The following is a 12,690-nucleotide window of genomic DNA, read 5'->3' on the forward strand; positions in this document are numbered from 1 at the left end:
GCGACGGGAGGACTGACAGGATGCGTGATTTGGCTGGGTTTGGTGAAGCCGCTGGACGGTTGTTGACGGCACGCGGCGAGACCATCGCCGTCGCCGAGTCCTCCGCAGGCGGACTGATTTCGGCTTCCCTCCTGGCGGTGCCTGGCGCCTCGGCCTATTTCGTCGCCGGTGGAGTGATCTACACCCACAAGGCCCGCGAGATCTTCACGGATATCGAGCTTGAACAGCACCCGGGCATGCGCTCCTCCTCCGAGCCCTACGCGGCCCTGCTGGCCGAGACCATGCGGCGGCGCATGGACACCACATGGGGGCTGGCGGAGACCGGAGCCTCCGGCCCGAGGGGCAACCGCTACGGCGACGCCGCCGGTCACACCTGCATCGCGCTCTGCGGCCCGACGACCCGGGTCTTCACGCTGGAGACCGGTGACGGAAACCGGGAAGCCAATATGTGGCGTTTCACCGAAGCCGCCCTGAAGGCCCTGGTGGCAGCCCTTGAGCAGCCGGTGACCGCCTGAGCGGCGTCTTACCTAACTTCTGGCGCCTCTGTGCATGCAGTCGGGTCAACCGGGAACGGTTACGGGCCGGGCTTTGCGATCTGCCGCATGATTCGCGGTGAGGCTGCATAGGTCTGAGGCAATCGGTTGCCTCTACCGGGCGGCAATCGCACACCAGAAGCGGGACGGTTTCCCGTTCCTTACAAATATGAATTGATATGGGAAAGCGATGGCGGAGGGACGGGGATTCGAACCCCGGAGGGGCTTACACCCCAACACGCTTTCCAGGCGTGCGCCTTAAACCACTCGGCCATCCCTCCTGAAGAGGCGCGGACCATACAAAAGCCGACCGGGCTTTGCAACGATTTGAAGCTTGAAATTGAAGAAAAAAAGACAGTTGCCGCGCTGACCCCCGGATATGCGCGGTACGATTGGTTGTGGCGCGCGATTGGTGTAGTCTTTCCAGACTGTTAGGGGCTCATCAATTGGTTGCGCGCAAGCCTGCCGGGAAACCGGTTCGGGCGCGCCGGGGGATGTATGAGGCGGTTTTTTCGGTTTATTGCGCTGCTGTTGATCCTGATCGCACTGGCGCTCGCCGCGCGCGACGGGTACGCGAGCTACCAGGCGGGGGCGCTGCGCATCATGGATGCGGGGACACTCTGGGCCGGTTTGCACCGGGAGAGCCTGCAACTCGCCGAGCCGGCAATCGCCCGGCATTTGCATCCCTTTCTCTGGCATCCGGTCATGGTGACCATCCTGCTGTTCCCGGCCTGGCTGGTGTTCGGCGGGCTCGGGATCATCCTCTGGCTGCTGACCCGAATGCGCGGCCGGCCCGCCTCGCGGGACCTGTTCATGCGGGATTGACGCGGCAATTTAATTAAAAAAGAAAAATCTTGATTTAATAATTTCCCGGCGCAAGATAGCTCCTGACGGGCAGACCTGCCCAAGGGAGATATGCCATGGAAAACAGACCAGAGCCCGAATGGGTCGAGGCGATGCCGCTCACGGTCCTGCAGCAGGCGGGGCGGAAGATCTTCAAGGCGGGCGGCAAGCAGATCGCCCTGTTTCATGAGGATGGGCACGTGCATGCTTGCAATAACCGTTGCCCGCATGAAGGCTATCCTCTGATTGAAGGCACTGTTGATCAGGCGGCGGGCAGCTGCCGTTTGACCTGCAACTGGCATAACTGGAAATTCGATCTGGTCAGCGGGGCCAATCAGGTCGGAGGCGACCGTTTGCGCATCTACCCCACGGAAATCCGGGACGGCGCCGTCTTTGTCGATATTGCCGATGCCCCGGCGGCGGAGCGGATCGAGACCGCGCTCGGCAATCTGGAAGAGAGCTTCCGGGATCATAATTACACCCGTATGGCCCGCGAGATTGCCCGGCTGAAGGCGGCCGGGGGCGATCCGCTGGACGCCGTGCGGCAAGCGGTGCTCTGGACGCATGAGTGGTTTGAATGGGGCACCACCCACGCCATCGCCTCGGCGCCGGACTGGCTGGAGTTGGCGGAGGATTATGGCGGTGGAGACGCGGCCTCCTCGATCATCCCGCAGGTCGAGATCGTTGCTCATCTCGCCTGGGACAGTTTGCGCTGGGAGCGGTTTCCGTTTCCCGAGGGTGAGACGGCATTCGATGCGGACCGGCTGGTCGATGCCATCGAGGCGGAAGACGAGGCGGAAGCTGTGGCGCTGGTGCGTGGCGCCTGCCGCGGTCCCGGCTGGCAGGTGCTGGACGCACCGGTAACGCGGGCGGCGCTGGCCCATTACCAGGATTTCGGCCATTCCCTGATCTATTGCTACAAGACACGGCAGCTCGTCGAACGGCTTGGCGACGCGTTGGCCGAGCCGCTTTATCTGACGCTGGTCCGGGCGCTGGTGAATGCCAGCCGGGAGGACCTGATCCCCGAATTCAAGGCCTACCGCCCGGCGCGCGAGGCATGGGACGGGGCAGGCGATGCGCCGGTCGCGCCGGAGGAATTCCATAGCCTCAACGTGCCGCGCGCACTGGACCGGGCGAACCGCTCAAGCGGCGATCGCACTGCCCTGTTCGATGCGTTGATGGGCGCTGCCGCGTGGCAGATGCTGCATTTCGATACGCACTGGGGCACCCGCCACGACCGGCCGGTGCCGGACAATGTGAACTGGCTCGACTTCACCCACGGCATCACCTTCGCCAACGCGGTGCGGGCGCAATGCGGACGGCATGAGGAGCTGTGGCCGGACGCGCTGTTGCAGATGGCCTGCTTTACCGGTCGCAATGCTGCTTATGTCGAGGCGCAACAGGACACGGCGCCTTATGCGGTGGATGATCCCGAAGCGTTCCTCGAGGACCTGCTGCCCGGTCTCTTTGACCATGCGGAGCCGGAATATATCGTCTCCGCCCACATGGTGAAGCTGCCGGTCGCCACCCGCGAGGAAATCCGCGCCCGCCCGGACGCGCCCTGGGTCCCGGTTCTGGCGGCGGCGGTGAACCGGTTCTTCCAGTCGCGGATCAAGCGCAAGCATGTGATGCGGACGGCGAAACAGTCGGTCGCGTTTGTCGCGGCAGAGGGATGAGCTATTGAGGCAGGACTGTCTTCGGCGGTTCTTCCAGAATGATCTCTTTTCCAAGAAGAGGGACCAAAGTCTGGATGCTCATCCCGGTAATATTACCGACGATCGGTGCACCATTGTCAGGCTCGTTCTCGGCTGGCGCCTGATATTCGACGGAGAGTTTAGGCTCTTGGTGGGCCTCAGTCGTCTGACCGTCCCAGTATCCTGAGCTATCAATAACGGGGACCTGTCGGAAAACGAAACGGCCATTGAAAACGATTGTTCCGAGCCGGCTGACCTGTCCTTCGCGGATCTCGAATGTCGGCGCGTCCTTGGTGAGATGCCCGGAGGCATTCGTGAAGGATACGAAATCGTCTTTCTTGTCGGCGGCGACGATGGCTGCGGTCAGCATCATCGTCGGTGTACCAATTACGGGATAGGGGCTGGTATAGGATTCCCTGAGTTCTGTGACCGCAAAGAGTCCCGGTCGGGCCGCGAACTGCCACATCCGGCACGCGCGGCCTTCCTCGAGAAAGTTATATCTCCGGTAGGAAATCGTCTCGCTGCGAGAGTCTGATTGACTTGCTGCAGGCGCGGCGGCGACGGTTTCAACGCCTCTGATTGTTGCGCTGTAGAACCGGTCGGGTACATCGCCGGTGACGCACAGTTTGACCGACGCCACCCCCTGTCCCTTGGCGACGTTCAGGGGCGGGACCGGTTCCTGGATCGTCTGGCAGGCGGTCAGCAGAAACGTGGCGGCGATGGCCAGGAACGCGATACGCATTTTTTTTCTCGATATCGGGATGCTGATAGGTCGGCCTGCTCGGATCTTCATTGAGTCAGAGGATCGTCTTCTGGAAAATCTTCGATGATGATCGTACGGCCGATCAGATTGGAGATGGTTTGCCGTGGAAGATTGGCTTCATATTTCCCCGCGATGGCCTTGGTTGTGTCCGGCACGGACCCGGCTGGGAAATAGGCAAGAATAAGTCTCGTTACTTTGACGGTGTCGGTGTTCAGGCCGTCCCAATATCCGTGATTGTCGAGCCTGGGTTGTTCGCGCGGCTGCTGTTCGCCATCATACATGATTGTGCCAAGATGCGTTGTCTCACCCGGTCGAATTGCAAATGTTGGTGTGTCGTTCTTCAGGCTGCCGTCAGCCCTGACAAAGACAACTTCATCATTCTTAGCGCTGGCGATAATCGCAGCGGTGATTACTGCACCTAATGCTGCACCTAACAGGGAACCTCCGGAACTGCCGGCAGTCGAAAGCCTTTCGCCCACTTTGACGATGGCATACTCACCTGCGGGCGCTTGGATCTGCCAGAATGCGCAATGGCGCCTGTCTTTGGGGAAGAATGCGCCACCACTGACGTCCCGTGTTTCATGGAGGCGCAGTGTTTTTTCCAGTCTGAAAGCAGCGGGTCCGTAATCAAGCATGCTGGCGTTGGCTGCGATCTTTTGCAGGGTAATGGTAATGTACCGGTTGGCGGAAAAATGGCTGAAACAAAGCTGAAGCAGCCCTCCGCCATAGCCGTTCTGTAATGGCTGCGGCCCAAGCGGTTTAGTCGTCTGGCAGCCGGTCAAGAAAAGCGCGAAGGCGAGAGCCATCGAGAAGGCGCGCATCCGATTTCCCAAATCTCTAATGTCGTGTCGGCACAACCTGTAGCGTTTCAGGATGCGCTGACACAACCAGTTATTGGGTTATTCGTCCCCGGGCACGCCATAGGACGGCGCCTCGCGTGGGTCGAGTGCGCGGGTGACATAGGCGTCGAGCTGGGATTTGTAGATCTCCCATGCCGTCGCAATAGCCGTCATATATCGACGCATCAAATTCCCCAACTTAGCCGATGTGGGCGGAAGTCGGCCGCAGCCGTTTCTAAAGCATCGCGCGCAAATTGTGGAGCCTGGTTGTCGCCAAATTATATGTCGGAACCTTAGATCTGAAATCCATGATGCCGTGAGCCGATGTCAGTCCGGCTGTATGATGAGGGTTTCCCGTCCCGTGAGAGACACCAGCGGCTGAAGGCTGACTCTGGAAACGTGCCCGGCAATCGGAGCGCCATTGTCGGGTTCTGTCGGGCTCGGCTCCTCATATTTCAGGAACTCCGTGTTGTCCGCTACCATATTGGTCGTTACCCCATCCCAGTTTCCCGCACTGTCTTTAATGGGAACGTGCCGGAACCCTTCATGTGTGTCGAATGTGAGGGTTCCGAGCCTCGTTATCTCGCCATCTCTGACCTCGAATATCGGGGTATTTTCTTGAACGGCACCAAATTCGTCGACAAATCTGGTGAGCCGAAAGCCGTGGCTCCACTTATTCTCGGGATTGTAGATGAGTCGTAAGCCAAGAGACAGGTCAGCAGATGAAGCACCCTTAATCTTCGAGCCAACTTCCGTGATCGCGTAAATTCCGGGTCGGGTCTGGAATTGCCACATCTTGCAGGCGCGCCCCCGTTCAGCGAACGTCATGTCCTCCAGGCTCAGCACTGATCTGAAATGCTTCCCCTCTATGGCACTTCTGGCAATTCTGTTCTGCTTTGGAGAAATCCTATGCACGGAAGTACTGAGCAGCGTCGCCACAAATGGTTTGCCAAAGCACAGTTTGAGCGAAACCGCTCCATTACTCTTTGCAACGTTCAGAGGTTGGATAGGAATGGGCTTTCGGTCTGGTATGGTGGTTTGGCACGAGGTTAGCAAGACTAACGCGGCGATTGCCTGGAGTATCTTGCGCATTCGGATTCCCAACTTGACGGTGTTTTGTCCGAACAATCTGTATTGTCTCGATTGTCGCTGACACAACTCGGTATTAGCTCACTCGTCCCCCGGCACGCCATAGGACGGTGCCTCTCTCGGATCGAGCGCGCGCGTGACGTAGGCGTCGAGCTGGGGCTTGTAGATCTCCCATGCCGTCGCCACTGCCTCGATCGGGCAGTCCTCCGTCCAGTCGCAGCGCAGGTCCGCGACGGGCCAGCCGAGTTCGTCCGCGATCTGCATGCCGGCGGAATGCACCGGGCCCGCTTCGCCGCCTGCGGCGAGGCCGGCTTTCATGGCGGCGATCAGCCGGTCGCCGAGATGGCCTTTGGAGTCCGTGAAGGCGGCGACGATGGCCGCGGGGACATCCGCGTTGGCCAGCAGGTTGCCGCCCGAGGCGACGTTTTCGGCTTTTGCTTCCGACCAGATACCAAGCGCATTGCCGCCGGAATGAATGGCGGTGCCTCCATGCTTGTCGACGGCGAGCACCTGGCGGTAGTCGAGGAACTCACACTCCTTGCGCATGGCTTCGATAGCATCCGTGGCGGACAGGCCGATCTCCATCCGGTCCAGCACCAGCGGGCCGAGGCGCGGGTCGGTGATGTTCTGGCTGGCCACGGCGCCGACGCCGGCGCGGGTATAGGCGCAGCGCGCCGCCACGGCGGGTGAGGAAGAGGAGATGGCAATGCCGAGCATGCCGGTTTCGGCGCAGCGGGCAACAAGGGAGAAAGTCATGCGGAACTCCTGATTACGCGTCCGGATCATTCATCCGGAATGACGGCGGTGCCATCGATCTCGACCAGCCAGTCCGGCCGGGCGAGCGCCTGGACGACAAGGCCGGTACAGACCGGATGAACGCCTTTGATATACTCGCCCATGGTCCGGTAGACGGCCTCCCGGTACCGGACATCCGTTATATAGACGACAAGTTTTACAAGATGATGCATGTCGCCCCCGGCTTCTTCGAGAAGCTGGCGGATGTTCTGCATCACCTTGTGGGTCTGCTCGACAGGGTCGTGGCTCTCGATGTTTTTCGCCGTGTCCAGATCCTGCGGACACTGGCCGCGCAGCCAGACCGTGCGGCCGCCGCGTGTGATCACCGCCTGGGCCAGATCGTTGTCCAGCTTCTGCTCCGGATAGGTATCCTTCGTGTTGAATTTCCGCAGCCGTTCATGCGCCATGCTGGCCTCCTTGAAGAAAGGTAAGGCGGACCATTGGACCGCCAAGTGTTGTCGGTTTAGAGCTTTGCCGCGCCACGCGCACGGGCGGCGGCATCGACATCCAGATAGGAACGCTGGATGGCAATCTGGTCCGCGACATACCTGGCATCGTGCCATACGCCCCAGATGAAACTCGATCCGCGCCGCGACTGCCAGGGCAGGCCGAGGAAATAGATCCCCGGCTCGCGCGAGACGCCGCGCTGGTGCAGGGGCTTGCCGGTCTCGTCGAACGTGTCGACCTTCAGCCAGCTATAGTCATGCCCGAAGCCGATAGCCCAGATGATCGTGGAGATTCCGGCTGCTTTCAAATCCAGCTCACGGATCGGGTTGGTCACGCAGTCCGGATCGGGACCGATGACATGCGCCTCGGGCTCTTCCGGCAACGCAAGCCCGGTTCGGACGAGATAGGCGTCCGCTTCCTGCAGGACGGAAAGGTAATTTTTGTCGCCATTCTCGATATTGCGGCGAAGGTCATTGGCGAAGCTCATGACGCCGTCTTTGCAGCCTTCTGCGCGGCCGACGAGGGTGAGGCCCTGCTCCGCGAGCTTGCGGAAATCAATGGTCTCTCCACCGCGCGCACCACTCACGGCAATCGTCACATGCTCGGCCCCGGCGGGCGGCGTTGCGGCCTCCCATTTGCCAAGGACACCCAGCCACCAGCAATTGTCCCGTCCGCGATAGGCGCGGGGCGGGCGGTCATGCGGGCCGACCGCGAGCGTGACGTTGCGGCCCGCTCGGTTCAGCTCGTCGGCGATCTGCACGCCGGACGAGCCCGCGCCGATCACCAGAACGCCGCCGTCCGGGAGCTGTCCCGGATTGCGATAGGCGCTGGAATGGATCTGGGTGATCCCCAGGCTGTCCGGGACCACAGGCGGGATCGTCGCGGTCTGGAACGGGCCGGTGGCGGCAACCACGCTGTTGGCTTCGATGACGCCGTCCGATGTCTCGACATGGAAACCCGCCCGGCCTTCGTTGCGTGTCACGGACGTCACCTCGACTCCGCAGCGGACCGGCGCATCGATCATCTTCGCGTAATCGACAAAATAGTCGGCGACTTTCTCTTTCTCGACGAAGGCGTCGGGGCTGTCGTCCTTGAATTCCATGCCGGGGAACCGGTCATGCCAGGCGGGGCCGTTGGCGACCAGGGAATCCCAGCGGAAGGACCTCCAGCGCTCGGCGATCCGGTCCCGTTCCAGCACAAGGTGAGGCACGCCGGCCTTGCCGAGATGCTCGCTCATGGCGATCCCGGCCTGACCGGCGCCGACAACGAGCGTATCTATTTTCTCAACGGACATGGAAGAGCCTTTACGTCAGCGGAATGTGTGTGCCGGAGCGATGCATCAGGAGCATGGCGAGCCTGAGACGACTGCCCGCAGTTTGATCGGATGCCTGCACCTGCATCAAGCGGCAATTCGGCGCCATATGTTTTTGATCGTTCGGCACTCAACCATTCATCTTCTTGACAGTGCATGCTCTTCCACGCCAAGCAGATGAATGGACCCGGATCGTTCCCAGAACAACTTTTACATCTCGAATGCCCGCTGGCTGGCCGCCGGGCTGCTGTGCACGCTCGGGTCTTCCTTCGGGCAGACATTCTTCATTTCGCTCTTCGCGAACCAGTTCAAGGACCTGCACGGTCTGACAGACGGAACCTGGGGCTCGCTCTATGCCGGGGCGACGCTGACCTCGGCCGTTTTGCTGATCAAGGGCGGGCAGTTCGCCGACACGATGCCGCTCAGGAAACTGGCGATGATCGTTATCTGCGGTTTTGCTGCTGTCTGCGTTCTGATGGCGTCGCACGGGGCGATGTGGGCGCTGTTTCTGGCGGTGCTCGGGTTGCGCTTCTTCGGGCAGGGCATGATCAGCCATGTCGGCATGACGGCGACGGCGCGCTGGTTCCAGGCACGGCGCGGACGGGCGCTTGCCATCACCTCTCTCGGGTACGGGTTGGGTGAGGCAGTCCTGCCGGCCATTGCGGTGCTGGCCATTGCCCTTGTCGGCTGGCGCGGTACCTGGCTGATGGCTGCCGCGGTGATCCTGATCGTTTTTGGCGGCGCGCTCTGGTTCCTCTTTGCCCGTGACCGGGAGCCTCAGGGGGGCGAGACGGGCGGGTTGACGACGGGCGCGCTCGGCCGGCACTGGACCCGGCCGGAAGCGCTGCGGCACTGGTCTTACTGGGCACTCTTCCCGGGCATCCTGACGCCGGCTTTCATCGGCACCGTGGTGTTCTTCCACCAGTCGCATGTTTCCGCCGAGAAGGGCTGGAGCCTGGTTGAGATGGCGGCGGGCTACCCGGCCTATGCCCTGTGTGCCATTGCCGCCGTCTTCATCGCGGGCCGGATCATAGACGGTTTCGGCGCGCTTGCCCTGTTGCCGCTGTTTCTGCTGCCGATCGGGCTCGGGATCGTTTTGCTGCAAACCAGCGACGCGGTCTGGATCTGGGGTGTGGTGCTCGGCTGTGTCGGCTTTGGCTCCGGTTTTTCCAGCGCTCTCAACGGGGCGGTCTGGGCGGAGATTTACGGCACCCGCAATCTCGGCGCGATCCGGGCGCTCGCGGTCTCGGCAATGGTCTTCTCGACCGCCATCGGACCGGCGATCACGGGCTTGCGGATCGATGACGGTATTCCGCTGGAACAGCAGGGCATCGTGATGATGCTCTGGTGCACGGGTCTCTCCGTTATCTATGTTTTCGTGGCCCGCAAGCTCAGGGCATTGATCGCCGCACCGGCATCAGAGACGTGATCAAGGCGGCATTGTCGCTCTTGCGGAGCCCATGCCTAAGATAGTCTCAGACACCATGCGCAAGAGAGGCTCCGGACATGACTGACACTATTCCCCTGAAGGATTGGCAAGACCGTGCGGCGAAAGTGCTCCCGGCGGGCGGCTTCGGGAATTTCGACCCGAGCGTGGTGATCTCCCGGGGCGAGGCGGCGCATGTCTGGGACGCGGATGGCACGGAATATGTCGATTACCTGATCGGCTCCGGCCCGATGCTGGTGGGCCACGCTCATCCCGAAGTGCTGGACGTGGTGCAGGAGCAGGTCGCCCACGGCTTCACCTATTTTGCCAATAACGCACACGGCATCCAGCTGGCGGAGGAGATTGCCGGGGCTGTGGCCTGCGCCGATCAGGTGCGGTTTGTCTCCACCGGCAGCGAGGCGGATATGTATGCCATGCGCCTTGCCCGCGCCCATACGGGCCGGGAGAAGATCCTGAAATTCGAGGGCGGCTATCACGGCATGTCCGGGGATGCGCTGATGTCGCTGGCACCGGAAAAGCGGGTGAACTTCCCGCTCGCCGTGCCGGATTCCGCCGGGATCCCGGAAGCGGTGCGCGACGGCATGCTGGTGGCGCCCTTCAATGATGTCGACTTTGTCCGGGGTATTCTGGAAGAGCGCGGGCATGAGATCGCGGCGGTGATCGTCGAGCCGCTACAGCGCCTGATCCCGCCGGAGCCGGGTTTCCACGAGATGCTCCGCGAGGAAACCGCCAAGCGCGGCATCGTGCTGATCTTCGATGAGGTGGTGACGGGCTTCCGGCTCGCCTATGGCGGCGGCCAGGAAAAGTACGGTGTCACGCCGGATCTCTGCACGATGGGCAAGGTGATCGGCGGCGGCTTCCCGCTGGCGGCCATCGCCGGATCGGCCGAGATCATGGCGCATTTCGACAAGGCGAAGGTCGGCGTCGACGGGTTCACTTTCCAGATCGGCACGCTCAGCGGCAACCCCGTGGCCAGCGTTGCCGGACTGAAAACGCTGGAGATCCTGAAGCGTCCGGGGGCCTATGAGAAAATCTATGCCAATGGCACGCGAATCATGACGGCGCTCAGCCGTGAGCTTGGCGCTGCCGGGGTGGCGCATCAGGTGGTGGGCGAGCCGGTGATGTTCGATGTGGTGTTCACCGGCAAACCGGTGAAGAATTACCGCGACGGTACGGAAGGCGATCCGAAGCAGGCCGATATCTTCAATGCGGTGCTGCGAAAGCATGGCATTCTGAAGTCACCCGGCAAGTTCTATATCTCGCTTGCCCTGACCGAAACGGATCTGGCGCAGACGGAAGAAGCTATCGCGGCAGCGGCAAGGGCTGTGGCGGCACAATAAACAGGAGGCCAGTCCAGCTGGCCCCGGGAGGCAAGATGTTACTCGGCGGTGAAGTCAGACGCTGGCAACGGCTCGGGCGGTGGATTGCAGCGCTCTGGCGAAAGATGGTGCCAACAGGGGCATTGAAGAAATAAGGCCCGCTCTTGAGGCCGGATCATTAATTCGCGGCTTTACGGACAGCTTCATATTGCGCGGCACTGATTGCGCCATTGAGAAAGAGTTGCTGGAGCTCGGCCCTGGTTTTGCTGCGCAGTGAGGCGTCCGGAGGCACAACTGGTTTGACGGGGGCTGACGTTCGGACAGCTGGGATGGTCTGAGGGGCTGCTGGTGTCTGGATGATAGCAAGCCTGGTCCCTGCTGCCCGGGGGAGTGAGCGCGGCGGCTGATCAACATCCGGATAATCTTCCAGTACGAAGCGTCTGTCGGCGAATACGGATAAAGGCTGCTGCAGCACCGGGTAGGCGGCTAGATTCAGGCGGTTCTGATGTTTCGCCAGATCGGCGGTATCATAGCGGTAGTCCGCCATATAGCGGTTTTCGATCTTCGTGATTGTGCTTCTGCCGTCCCATTGACCTTCATTGTCATATTCGGGATACGTGGATTTTCGCGGATCGACGTCCACTGTCAGATGCCCCGCATAACTCACTTTTCCCGCTTCTACCCGGAAGACCGGCGCATCGGGGAGCAGTCTGCCATACTCGTCCCGGAAGGATAGAATGTCGGTTGAACCTTCTGCGATGGCAAGAAAAGCAAGGCCACCGACGAGAAGGCCGAGCGGGTTGCCGGCATAGGCAACCTCACTGCCGCCGGCACCGGCTGAGAGCTTTGCTTCAATTTCCGTGATCGCGTAATGGCCCGGCGGCAGTTGTGCCACCCAAAGCTCGTCACCACCCTCACGGATATGAAAATTGTGACTGAAATGCGCTGCGGACTGTAAGTCGCCGTTCTGCATCAAGACGCTGCGCGTCGACGGATCATACTGCGCAACGGTGTATATATAACGGTTCTTGATGGCCTCTGAATCGATGGTCAGATCCATCGCAAATGCGCCCATGCCAGATGACAGGTGCAGAGGCGGCTCGGGTTTGTCGGGTGTTGTCACGCATCCGCAGAGCAGCCAGCAGAGACCGGCAAAAAGCGCTTTCGATTTCATTCCGTCCCCCAAGCCAACCCCGAACGAATAGCAAATGGCGACAATTTTTGCCAGCGGGCTCCGAATGGAGCATCAAAAAAGGAGCGCCGAAGCGCTCCTTTTCAATAGGTTTTTCCGTCCCGAGCTCAGTCGAGCGCCTGGACGATTTCCTCGCACATCTTCTTCGCGTCGGAGAACAGCATCATCGTGTTGTCCCGGAAGAACAGCTCGTTCTCGACACCGGCATAACCGGACGACATACCGCGTTTGACGAACAGCACCGTCTTGGCGTTCTCCACGTCGAGGATTGGCATGCCGTAGATCGGGCTGGCCGGATCGCTCTTCGCTGCCGGGTTGGTGACATCGTTCGCGCCGATCACGAAGGCGACGTCGGTTTGGGAGAAATCGCGGTTGATCTCTTCCAGTTCCAGCACGTCTTCATAGGGCACGTTGGCT

Annotated in this window: 14 protein-coding genes and 1 tRNA gene; 5 read left to right on the forward strand and 10 right to left on the reverse strand. The window is 61.0% G+C overall.

Annotation, left to right across the window (positions count from 1 at the left end; genetic code table 11):
* The first annotated feature begins 20 nt into the window (after nucleotides 1-20).
* Entirely contained in the window at nucleotides 21-515 is a 495-nt protein-coding gene (locus tag AAC126_RS18995; protein ID WP_339856297.1) for a CinA family protein, read from the forward strand.
* 209 nt (nucleotides 516-724) lie between these two features.
* Here the strand turns inward: AAC126_RS18995 and AAC126_RS19000 are convergent.
* A tRNA-Ser gene (locus AAC126_RS19000) sits at nucleotides 725-814 on the reverse strand.
* 217 nt (nucleotides 815-1,031) lie between these two features.
* On the opposite strand from AAC126_RS19000, the gene AAC126_RS19005 reads away from it, so the two are divergent.
* On the forward strand, nucleotides 1,032-1,358 hold the full coding sequence (locus tag AAC126_RS19005; RefSeq protein ID WP_339856300.1) for a hypothetical protein: 327 nt from the start codon (nucleotides 1,032-1,034) through the stop codon (nucleotides 1,356-1,358).
* 95 nt (nucleotides 1,359-1,453) lie between these two features.
* Complete coding sequence (locus AAC126_RS19010) at nucleotides 1,454-3,052, forward strand: Rieske 2Fe-2S domain-containing protein (protein ID WP_339856302.1); 1,599 nt, start codon at nucleotides 1,454-1,456, stop codon at nucleotides 3,050-3,052.
* 1 nt (nucleotide 3,053) lies between these two features.
* Here the strand turns inward: AAC126_RS19010 and AAC126_RS19015 are convergent, their stop codons facing one another.
* The 7 genes from AAC126_RS19015 to AAC126_RS19045 form a co-directional block, all read right to left on the reverse strand.
* Complete coding sequence (locus AAC126_RS19015) at nucleotides 3,054-3,863, reverse strand: hypothetical protein (RefSeq protein WP_339856304.1); 810 nt, start codon at nucleotides 3,861-3,863, stop codon at nucleotides 3,054-3,056.
* A complete protein-coding gene (locus AAC126_RS19020) occupies nucleotides 3,860-4,654 on the reverse strand; it encodes a hypothetical protein (protein WP_339856307.1) in 795 nt (264 codons plus the stop codon). Before AAC126_RS19020 ends, AAC126_RS19015 begins: the two co-directional genes overlap by 4 nt.
* Nucleotides 4,655-4,732: 78 nt before the next feature.
* Nucleotides 4,733-4,858 (reverse strand): hypothetical protein, encoded by a 126-nt coding sequence (locus AAC126_RS19025; RefSeq protein WP_339856309.1) that lies wholly within the window; start codon nucleotides 4,856-4,858, stop codon nucleotides 4,733-4,735.
* A 141-nt stretch (nucleotides 4,859-4,999) separates the two neighbouring features.
* Nucleotides 5,000-5,764 carry a hypothetical protein gene (locus AAC126_RS19030; protein WP_339856312.1) on the reverse strand — a complete coding sequence of 255 codons (765 nt, stop codon included), beginning with the start codon at nucleotides 5,762-5,764 and terminating at the stop codon, nucleotides 5,000-5,002.
* Between the two features lie 78 nt (nucleotides 5,765-5,842).
* Nucleotides 5,843-6,517, reverse strand: a complete 675-nt coding sequence (locus AAC126_RS19035; RefSeq protein WP_339856315.1) for a DUF1028 domain-containing protein — start codon at nucleotides 6,515-6,517, stop codon at nucleotides 5,843-5,845.
* A 26-nt stretch (nucleotides 6,518-6,543) separates the two neighbouring features.
* A complete protein-coding gene (locus tag AAC126_RS19040; protein WP_193173749.1) occupies nucleotides 6,544-6,963 on the reverse strand; it encodes a RidA family protein in 420 nt (139 codons plus the stop codon).
* 56 nt (nucleotides 6,964-7,019) lie between these two features.
* Nucleotides 7,020-8,297, reverse strand: coding sequence for an NAD(P)/FAD-dependent oxidoreductase (locus AAC126_RS19045; protein ID WP_339856320.1), 1,278 nt, complete (start codon nucleotides 8,295-8,297; stop codon nucleotides 7,020-7,022).
* Nucleotides 8,298-8,496: 199 nt separating this feature from the next.
* Here AAC126_RS19045 and AAC126_RS19050 point away from each other — a divergent pair, with 199 nt between their 5' ends.
* Nucleotides 8,497-9,744: an MFS transporter gene (locus AAC126_RS19050; protein WP_339856322.1), complete on the forward strand. Its 1,248-nt coding sequence runs from the start codon at nucleotides 8,497-8,499 to the stop codon at nucleotides 9,742-9,744.
* Nucleotides 9,745-9,821: 77 nt separating this feature from the next.
* Nucleotides 9,822-11,102, forward strand: coding sequence for an aminotransferase class III-fold pyridoxal phosphate-dependent enzyme (locus AAC126_RS19055; protein ID WP_339856325.1), 1,281 nt, complete (start codon nucleotides 9,822-9,824; stop codon nucleotides 11,100-11,102).
* 157 nt (nucleotides 11,103-11,259) lie between these two features.
* Here the strand turns inward: AAC126_RS19055 and AAC126_RS19060 are convergent, their stop codons facing one another.
* Together AAC126_RS19060 and AAC126_RS19065 are read right to left on the reverse strand one after the other, a co-directional pair.
* The gene (locus tag AAC126_RS19060) at nucleotides 11,260-12,255 is read right to left on the reverse strand and encodes a hypothetical protein (RefSeq protein WP_339856327.1); all 996 of its coding nucleotides are present in this window, start codon (nucleotides 12,253-12,255) and stop codon (nucleotides 11,260-11,262) included.
* Nucleotides 12,256-12,380: 125 nt separating this feature from the next.
* A partial coding sequence (locus AAC126_RS19065; protein ID WP_339856329.1) for an NAD(P)(+) transhydrogenase (Re/Si-specific) subunit beta occupies nucleotides 12,381-12,690 on the reverse strand: 310 nt, incomplete at its 5' end.

The sequence above is a fragment of the uncultured Nisaea sp. genome (genome assembly GCF_963974195.1).
Classification (GTDB): Bacteria; Pseudomonadota; Alphaproteobacteria; order Thalassobaculales; family Thalassobaculaceae; genus Nisaea.

Excerpts from the sequence above, each read along its gene's own strand:
- AAC126_RS19040 (WP_193173749.1), bottom strand. The coding sequence starts at position 6,963 with ATGGCGCATGAACGGCTGCGGAAATTCAACACGAAGGATACCTATCCG.
- AAC126_RS19015 (WP_339856304.1), bottom strand. The coding sequence starts at position 3,863 with ATGAAGATCCGAGCAGGCCGACCTATCAGCATCCCGATATCGAGAAAA.
- AAC126_RS19010 (WP_339856302.1), top strand. The coding sequence starts at position 1,454 with ATGGAAAACAGACCAGAGCCCGAATGGGTCGAGGCGATGCCGCTCACG.
- AAC126_RS19030 (WP_339856312.1), bottom strand. The coding sequence starts at position 5,764 with ATGCGCAAGATACTCCAGGCAATCGCCGCGTTAGTCTTGCTAACCTCG.
- AAC126_RS18995 (WP_339856297.1), top strand. The coding sequence starts at position 21 with ATGCGTGATTTGGCTGGGTTTGGTGAAGCCGCTGGACGGTTGTTGACG.
- AAC126_RS19035 (WP_339856315.1), bottom strand. The coding sequence starts at position 6,517 with ATGACTTTCTCCCTTGTTGCCCGCTGCGCCGAAACCGGCATGCTCGGC.
- AAC126_RS19050 (WP_339856322.1), top strand. The coding sequence starts at position 8,497 with ATGGACCCGGATCGTTCCCAGAACAACTTTTACATCTCGAATGCCCGC.
- AAC126_RS19005 (WP_339856300.1), top strand. The coding sequence starts at position 1,032 with ATGAGGCGGTTTTTTCGGTTTATTGCGCTGCTGTTGATCCTGATCGCA.
- AAC126_RS19045 (WP_339856320.1), bottom strand. The coding sequence starts at position 8,297 with ATGTCCGTTGAGAAAATAGATACGCTCGTTGTCGGCGCCGGTCAGGCC.
- AAC126_RS19025 (WP_339856309.1), bottom strand. The coding sequence starts at position 4,858 with ATGCGTCGATATATGACGGCTATTGCGACGGCATGGGAGATCTACAAA.
- AAC126_RS19020 (WP_339856307.1), bottom strand. The coding sequence starts at position 4,654 with ATGCGCGCCTTCTCGATGGCTCTCGCCTTCGCGCTTTTCTTGACCGGC.
- AAC126_RS19055 (WP_339856325.1), top strand. The coding sequence starts at position 9,822 with ATGACTGACACTATTCCCCTGAAGGATTGGCAAGACCGTGCGGCGAAA.
- AAC126_RS19060 (WP_339856327.1), bottom strand. The coding sequence starts at position 12,255 with ATGAAATCGAAAGCGCTTTTTGCCGGTCTCTGCTGGCTGCTCTGCGGA.